9 protein-coding genes and 1 pseudogene are annotated in these 6,818 nt (G+C 61.4%); 4 read left to right on the top strand and 6 right to left on the bottom strand.

Annotation, left to right across the window (positions count from 1 at the left end):
• Positions 1 to 86: 86 nt before the first annotated feature.
• On the bottom strand, positions 87 to 1,112 hold the full coding sequence (locus tag QJT78_RS47115; RefSeq protein ID WP_281460720.1) for an outer membrane protein: 1,026 nt from the start codon (positions 1,110 to 1,112) through the stop codon (positions 87 to 89).
• A gap of 531 nt (positions 1,113 to 1,643) precedes the next feature.
• On the opposite strand from QJT78_RS47115, the gene QJT78_RS47110 reads away from it, so the two are divergent.
• Positions 1,644 to 1,784, top strand: a complete 141-nt coding sequence (locus tag QJT78_RS47110; RefSeq protein ID WP_157791268.1) for a hypothetical protein — start codon at positions 1,644 to 1,646, stop codon at positions 1,782 to 1,784.
• A 68-nt stretch (positions 1,785 to 1,852) separates the two neighbouring features.
• Here the strand turns inward: QJT78_RS47110 and QJT78_RS47105 are convergent, their stop codons facing one another.
• The 4 genes and pseudogenes from QJT78_RS47105 to QJT78_RS47090 form a co-directional block, all read right to left on the bottom strand.
• Positions 1,853 to 2,005 carry a hypothetical protein gene (locus QJT78_RS47105; protein ID WP_014494567.1) on the bottom strand — a complete coding sequence of 51 codons (153 nt, stop codon included), beginning with the start codon at positions 2,003 to 2,005 and terminating at the stop codon, positions 1,853 to 1,855.
• Positions 2,006 to 2,191: 186 nt separating this feature from the next.
• Positions 2,192 to 3,155 (bottom strand): annotated as a pseudogene (locus QJT78_RS47100) (helix-turn-helix domain-containing protein).
• Between the two features lie 146 nt (positions 3,156 to 3,301).
• Complete coding sequence (locus tag QJT78_RS47095; RefSeq protein ID WP_028153615.1) at positions 3,302 to 3,520, bottom strand: hypothetical protein; 219 nt, start codon at positions 3,518 to 3,520, stop codon at positions 3,302 to 3,304.
• 139 nt (positions 3,521 to 3,659) lie between these two features.
• Positions 3,660 to 3,938: a hypothetical protein gene (locus QJT78_RS47090; protein WP_038945498.1), complete on the bottom strand. Its 279-nt coding sequence runs from the start codon at positions 3,936 to 3,938 to the stop codon at positions 3,660 to 3,662.
• Positions 3,939 to 4,249: 311 nt separating this feature from the next.
• On the opposite strand from QJT78_RS47090, the gene QJT78_RS47085 reads away from it, so the two are divergent.
• Positions 4,250 to 4,711, top strand: coding sequence for a host attachment protein (locus QJT78_RS47085; protein WP_028153617.1), 462 nt, complete (start codon positions 4,250 to 4,252; stop codon positions 4,709 to 4,711).
• A 28-nt stretch (positions 4,712 to 4,739) separates the two neighbouring features.
• Here the strand turns inward: QJT78_RS47085 and QJT78_RS47080 are convergent, their stop codons facing one another.
• Positions 4,740 to 5,003, bottom strand: a complete 264-nt coding sequence (locus tag QJT78_RS47080; protein ID WP_028153618.1) for a hypothetical protein — start codon at positions 5,001 to 5,003, stop codon at positions 4,740 to 4,742.
• A gap of 291 nt (positions 5,004 to 5,294) precedes the next feature.
• On the opposite strand from QJT78_RS47080, the gene QJT78_RS47075 reads away from it, so the two are divergent.
• Positions 5,295 to 5,741 carry a hypothetical protein gene (locus tag QJT78_RS47075; protein ID WP_014494573.1) on the top strand — a complete coding sequence of 149 codons (447 nt, stop codon included), beginning with the start codon at positions 5,295 to 5,297 and terminating at the stop codon, positions 5,739 to 5,741.
• Positions 5,742 to 5,839: 98 nt separating this feature from the next.
• On the top strand, positions 5,840 to 6,712 hold the full coding sequence (locus QJT78_RS47070; protein WP_281460719.1) for a DMT family transporter: 873 nt from the start codon (positions 5,840 to 5,842) through the stop codon (positions 6,710 to 6,712).
• The last annotated feature ends 106 nt before the right edge of the window (positions 6,713 to 6,818 follow it).

The raw sequence follows: 6,818 nt of genomic DNA, 5'->3' as shown, positions 1-6,818 counted from the left end.
GCCGAAAGTCATCGCCGGTGTAAAGTTCATCGACGGAATCGAAGTCATTCCGAACACTGAAAGCCACGCCGCCTGATCAGGCCGCGTCACCCAAAATCAGCCATAGCTCGGCCCCAAATCAAAGCACCTGGATGGGTGGGGGTGAAAAAGAACTGCTGAGTAATGTCGCCAATTCCATTCGTGTTGTTGTTGAAAAACGGACTAGGCTGACTGACTACGGGCATGATGGTGCGCGAGATCACGTTCCAGTCCGCGTTGATGCGCAATGGTATGACTGGCTGAATGTTGAGCACTTCCTGAGTGCGGTTGAACGGCCCTGCGTTGAAATTCGTATTGCTTTGGAACGGAACGCTGACGAGGTCGGCGATCGGGTTCTGCGATTTTTTGGCAAGGTCTTCGTCTTCGGAAGATTCGGGGGAATGCCCGGTTCTTGCCGGCGCGACATAGTCGGGGAGGCCGCGTTCGAATTTGTAGTTCGCACCGAACTTGACCATTTGGAGGTCACGGTTGAGCTGAAGTAACGGGGTGGTGGGCGAAGTCCAACTTCCCAACCCGATGTAATCGTATTCGAGTTTGAGCGTCCAATTCGGTTTGAAACCGTATTCGACACCCACTCCAGCCAGCCAGCCAGAACTGGTGTTGGACCCCTGCCAGGCAACGCCGGGGAAATTCAGCATGGCGTTACTGTGCACCCAGCCGCCGCCGAGCTTGGCGTAGAGGAGCCACTTGTCCTCCACGAGGCCGAAGCGGCCTGCAATCGTTCCAATCCAGTTCTGCTGCACGGTGCCGAGGGTAGGTGTCGGAATTGCAAAACGACCGAACGTCGCCCCATCGAAATCACCTTCCACGCCAAGCAAAAGATGGCCGGCCTGGAAATTGTAGCCGGCCTGAACGCCAGCCATGAATTCAGTGGTGCCGCCATATAGATTGTTGCCCGGAATGTTCAGGCTGCCATTGGTCCACGCGCCACCGAGATTCGCGCCGAGATAAAATCCATTCCAATTGTACAGCGGCGAAGGGATCGGCGGAGCCTTCACCGGCATATCCGCAGCACGCGCGGCGACACTCACACAGATGGCAAAGAGAGCAGCGCTTACAAAGGACGATTTCATGGCACGCCTCCCAAACAAGGTAAACGGTATTGCCAAATCTTCCCGAGCCGACACAGTCAACCACATGGCGTTGACTTCGACTGTCTCAAATTGGACACAGGATGAGGTCATCCAGCACTGGAGCGGTCGAATTTGCGTAACGGGCACGGCCGATCACCGTGTCCGCTATGGGTTAGCAGCGGAAGTCCCGCCCTTCCTCGTTTCACGGCCGCTGTAGCATCGAAAGCCGACGTTTATTTGGGCCAGCGATTGCAGCAGGCACTGCTGCAGGCCGCAACGGATGGCACAAAGTGATTGCACGAGCTGCACTGCAACCACACGGCGAAGCCGCAATATCTTTATGAAGGTCAGGCCGTGTTTCCAAGGAAGGCCTGCTCCGCCGCAGCCAATTCCGCCCCATCATCGCCGCGCGGAATCAAGTGGCCATAGCGGTCCGCCGTCAACGCGATCGTGGCGTGGCCGAGCCGCGTCGAAACCAGCTTGAGCAGGAATTCCAGACCGCCATCGATGCGGATACCAGGAAGTATAGAAATGCCTGAGCGCGTGCATGCCGGCGTACTTCGCTTTGCCATTCTCGGTGACGACATCGGCTGCGATCATCGCCGGCTTGAGGCCGCGGGCAACGATGTTGGTGAGGTTCTCGACGTTGCCGGCGCCATTCGGAAACACTAGGTCGAGCGGTCCCTTCGGATACGCCAACTTGTGTTCCCGCAACGCCGTCACCAATCCGCGGGTTCCCCTTACTTGCCCTGGATCTTCAGCCCGTTGGGACCGACATTGATCTGCAGGCCGTCGGGCTGTTTCTTCGCCTGGTAGAGGTTGTAACCGAGCACGGCTGCCGTGACGACCAGAGCGCCGATGATCAGAAACAGGACGTTGCGGTTGATGGACATTCTCTTCCCTGAACCACTTGATTGACGGCGAGAAAAACCCCGCGCGTACGGCGCGCGGGGTTTCTCAGCGCGCCCCCGGGGCTGGCTGGCGGCGCACTGCTCGGACCTGACAACGTCGTTCGAGGGAACCTGTTCCATAGCGGCCCGACGCGTGGTCAAGCAAGCCATCGGCGTCGCGCCTTCGTGTCAGCTTGCGGAACGGCAGGTGTGCCGGGCCCGTGCCAGCGTATCGGAGGGCGCCTCGTGGAAGATCGCGCGGTAGGCCGCGGCAAACTCGCCGAGGTGATGAAATCCCTGGGCGCGTGCGCATGTGGCGACCGTCGCGCCACCGCCCTTGAGCAGCCGCGAACGTGTGGCCCAGCCGCTTCAGGCGGATGTATTGATGCAGGCTCATGCCGCGCACCTTGCTCACCGCGCCGCCGAGCGTTCGGACCGAAACGCCCAACTCAACGGCGAGATTGGCCGTATAGATCGGAGCGGTCGGATAGGCTGCGACGTAATCGTCGATCTGCTGCACGAGCCTGGCCGATCGCGCGCCTGCATTCGGGGCGGTGCGATCAGACGACGGGTCGATTTGAGACAGGTCGTCGAGGGCGAGCAGCAGGCCCTCCTGGAGATGCGCGGCGACCTCTGTGGTTTCGAACATATGCGGCTCTACGGACGCGGTCCGCAAGATGTCGAGAACAAGCTGACGCACGTAGAGATGCGCCACGGGGTCTGCGACGCGAACCCACAATGAATCGGCGCGATCGAACCAGCCGCGATCCCTGAGCGCGGGGGAGAACATGATCAGCGCGTGGTAATTGGTCTGATGCTCGACGAAATGACAATGATGATTGCCGCGCAAGGCGATGAAAACGCGCGAGTCGAGTTCGATCCCGCTCGAGCTGGCCCGCAGATCGTCGGTCATCGGCAGGATCACCATGCCGCCCGGTGCGCGATAGGCGGTATCGAGAATCCGCGCAAACGACCTCGCCACGATGATCCGGCACCCCGGTAGGTTCACGATCGCGCGCGCCGCAGCGAAGTTGGCGACGTCGAGCGGAATGCTGCGGGCGTCTTCCATCGACTCGGCCGGTCGAAACGCGTCGACATCGGAAAACCGGATCAACTGGAGGGCGGAGGAGGGGGCGAGAGCGTCGAAGAACATGCTTCTGGCCGAATGCTGAAATGTGACAATTAAATGAAAATCGATACATCGCAATCAATGGCGAAACGGGATGATTCAGTAAACCGGATTCCGGGCCGTAGTATTGCGGACATCATGCCACGCGGCGCGGCAGGTCGATGTCACCGTCAACGGTCCCGGTTCATCGGTTGGCCTGAGGCGAGGTCGATGAAATGGAGGCGCGTGCAGGCGGGACAGGCGAAGGACTCGAAGCTCCGTCCCTCGAGCCGCCGCCCCTCAAACCTCCGCTCGTCAAGGCTCCGCTCGTCAGGCCTTGGCTGCCTCTCGAGATGCGTCTGCACATTCATGCCCGTCTGGGGGCATCGGAAAACAATGAAATCCGCCATCGACGCAGAATGAGGGCACAGCGAATTTCATCTTTGATCTAGATCAGTTTTGGAATCGCTCCACGCAAATCGCGAGCACGCGAATGGACACAACGCGCGATCTCGCAAAAGCGAAGGGGCCCGAGGGCCCCTTCAGAAATCACCAGCGGCGATAGCGTGGTCCGTAATAGCGAGGCCCATAGGCGCGTGGCCCATACCCATAATATCGGGGCCCGTAATACGGCCGCGGGCCGTAATACCCATAATAGTTCGGGCGCCAGAAACAGCGTCCCCAGGCGTCGCAGACCATACGGACCTGCTCGACGTCGGAGACCTGCGGCGTCGCAGGTGCGGGCGCGATGGGCATGGCGGACGCCGCCGGCGATGCCATGATGGCACCGAACAGGGATGCGGCGACGAGGCCAGTCTTGAGATTCATGATGTCTTCCTCTGCTTACGCAATACAGGATATCGAAGTTGTTCTGATCAAATTGTGGCGGAACCGAAATGTAATGCTGATGAACAAATCTTCAGCAAAGCTCGCCGCAGACCTGATCTTTCGCTTCGCAAGACTATCCCAGGTTCGCGCGCGTGACCAATGCTGCGCTTGCACTGGCGCTGCCTGGCAGGACATTGCGTTCATCCTTGATCCTGCGCAATTCGCCGGCACGACTTCATGCCTAGTCTTGCCGTGGCCAGCGCTTCGAGGAATTCGAAGAGCAGGCTCGCGAGATTGCCTGGAGCTGTACAATGGACAAGATGAGAATAGACAAGGGTGACTGGCTGATCGTGTGCGATGGGCGCAAGGCGCTCATTCTGGAAAACCTCGGCGACGAGATGTTTCCGAACCTCCACACCCGGGAGGTGCACGAGCAGCCCAATCCCTCGACCGGTGCGCAAGGGACCGATGCGCCGGGCCGGCTGAACGCCGCCGTCGGCGGCGCGCGCAGCTCGGTCGAGCAGACCGATTGGCACGATGAGGCCGAGCGCGCCTTCCTGCGGAGCCTGGCGGGCCGGCTCGATGCCGCCGTCAGCGCCGGCGAGACCTCGGCCCTGACCATGGTGGCCTCACCACGCGCCCTCGGGATGATCCGCGCCGATTATTCGGTCGTGGTGCGCAAGGCGCTTCAGGGCGAGGTCGGCAAGGACCTCGTCAAGCTGCCGGTCTACGAGATCGAGAAGCAATTGCTGCTGTCGGGCACCGCCAAATAGCGGCACCCGCAGAGGATGCCGGCGGCCCTCAGAAGCAGGGGTGCCGGCGGCCGTCCTGGCCGATATAGGTGGCCGAGCTCTGGTAGCAGCGGTTGTTCGACGGGCCGTCGTAGAAGGCGAAGGTGCCGGGGGTGATGCCGGGCCCGTAATTGTGCAGATAGCTGATCGGGTAGGGCAGCGGGTTGGTGTAGTGGCGGTGGTACCGGTGGTGTCCCCGCGCCTCCGCAAGGCTGGGGGCGAGGATTGCGGCCGACAGGGCAGCAACCGCGGCTACAAGCTTCAACGTGCTCATCTCGATTCTCCGGAACCCGCGCGAATAGGTCAGGTGTTTATAGCCATTTCGGGCCGCCGGGACACCCGTCCGGCGCCCGGAAATCGGGGCCAATCCCGCCGATTCCCAGGTGGGTGTGACAGAATTGCCCGGAGCAGGGTCGAAGGCTGCCCATTTTTGGCCTTTTCGGGATGCTTAACGAATTCCCCACACAAGTATGGCCAAAGAGAATTCGCTTAAGAATCCTGTCGCCGGCCCTTTGGGGGTCCTTCGAGGCCGGTTCATTCCTGAAGGCTTTTGCCGTCACGCACCATGCGCATCACGCTTTTGAGCCTGCTGTTGCTCTCCGTCGCCGCCGCCACGCCGGCGCGCGCCGAGCTGCACATCACCCGTGACCACGGCGGCTACGTCGAGGAGTACAAGGCCAAGTACAAGCGCGTCCGCGAGAAGGGCGAGCGCGTCATCATCGACGGCATCTGCAATTCGGCCTGCACCCTGGTGCTCGGCATCGTGCCGATGAACAAGATCTGCGTGACGCCGCGCGCCAGCCTCGGCTTCCACCAGGCCTATTACGACAAAGCCTTCACCTTCGGCATCAAGGTCACCAGCGCGGAAGGGACGTCCGACCTGATGTCCTACTACCCCAACACGGTGAAGGACTGGATCCGCCGCAATGGCGGGCTCACCACCGACATGAAGAAGATCAAGAACGGTGTCGAGCTCTGGAAGATCATCGACCCCTGTCCGGAAGAATGGTGAGCGGCTGAGCTGCGCTCCCGCTGACCGTCGCAGCGCAGCATCGCTCGTTCGGAAATTCGCATTGCCGCACAGGCCCCGGTCGGGCAATGAGGGCGGCAATGAACCATAATCAAGAAGCCCTGACCGCCCGCGCCGCGCCGATCCTGTTCGCCGTGCTCTGGAGCACCGGATTCATCGGCACCAAATACATCATCAACAACGCCGATCCCTTGACCTATCTCGCCATTCGCATGGCGATCGTGGTCGGCCTGATGGCGATCATCGCAGCGATTGCGCGACCGAAATGGCCGGACCGCGTCGACGTCGCGCATAGCGCTGTTGCCGGCATTCTCGTCCACGGCTTCTATCTCGGCGGCACGGCCATTGCGATCGCGCATTCGATCCCGGCCGGACTCTCGGCGTTGATTCCGGGCCTTCAGCCGATCCTGACCTCGACCATCGCCAACCGTTGGCTCGGCGAACGCGTGACGCCGGTGCAATGGGCGGGGCTGGTGCTTGGCCTCGGCGGTGTCGCGCTGATCCTGCACGGCCGTCCGATGACCGGCGAGGCGGGGCTCGGCTGGCTCGCCTCGGTGGTGTCGCTGATCAGCATCACGCTCGGCACGCTCTATCAGCGCCGCTACTGCAACCACATCGACTGGCGCGCCGGCAATCTTGTGCAATATATCGCCGTCACTGTCTTCTTCACGGTCGGCGCCTTCCTGTTCAAGGACCGCGTGGTGCACTGGACGCGGGAGTTCGTGCTCGCGCTTGCCTGGCTCGCCGTGGCGCTCTCGATCGGATCGATCGGGCTGTTGTACTGGCTGATCCGCCACGCTGCCGCGACCTCGGTTGCGAGCCTGTTCTACCTGGTGCCCGCCGTCACGGCGCTGATGGCCTATCTGCTGTTCGGGGAGAAGCTCGATGCGCTGGCGATTGCCGGCATGGCGATGTGCGCGGCGGCGGTGTTCGTGGTCAACCGGCGTTTCTAGCCCGTCTTATTCGCGAGAGGGCGCCTGAGAGGCTGGCGAGCGTGGTGTAAAGCGCTGATGCGGCGTAGGATTCGGTTGTGAAGCCAACCCCATCACCTCAACCGCG

Source organism: Bradyrhizobium sp. Mp27, from assembly GCF_029953005.1.
Classification (GTDB): Bacteria; Pseudomonadota; Alphaproteobacteria; order Rhizobiales; family Xanthobacteraceae; genus Bradyrhizobium; species Bradyrhizobium barranii.
This window is presented reverse-complemented; position numbering and strand designations above follow the sequence as displayed.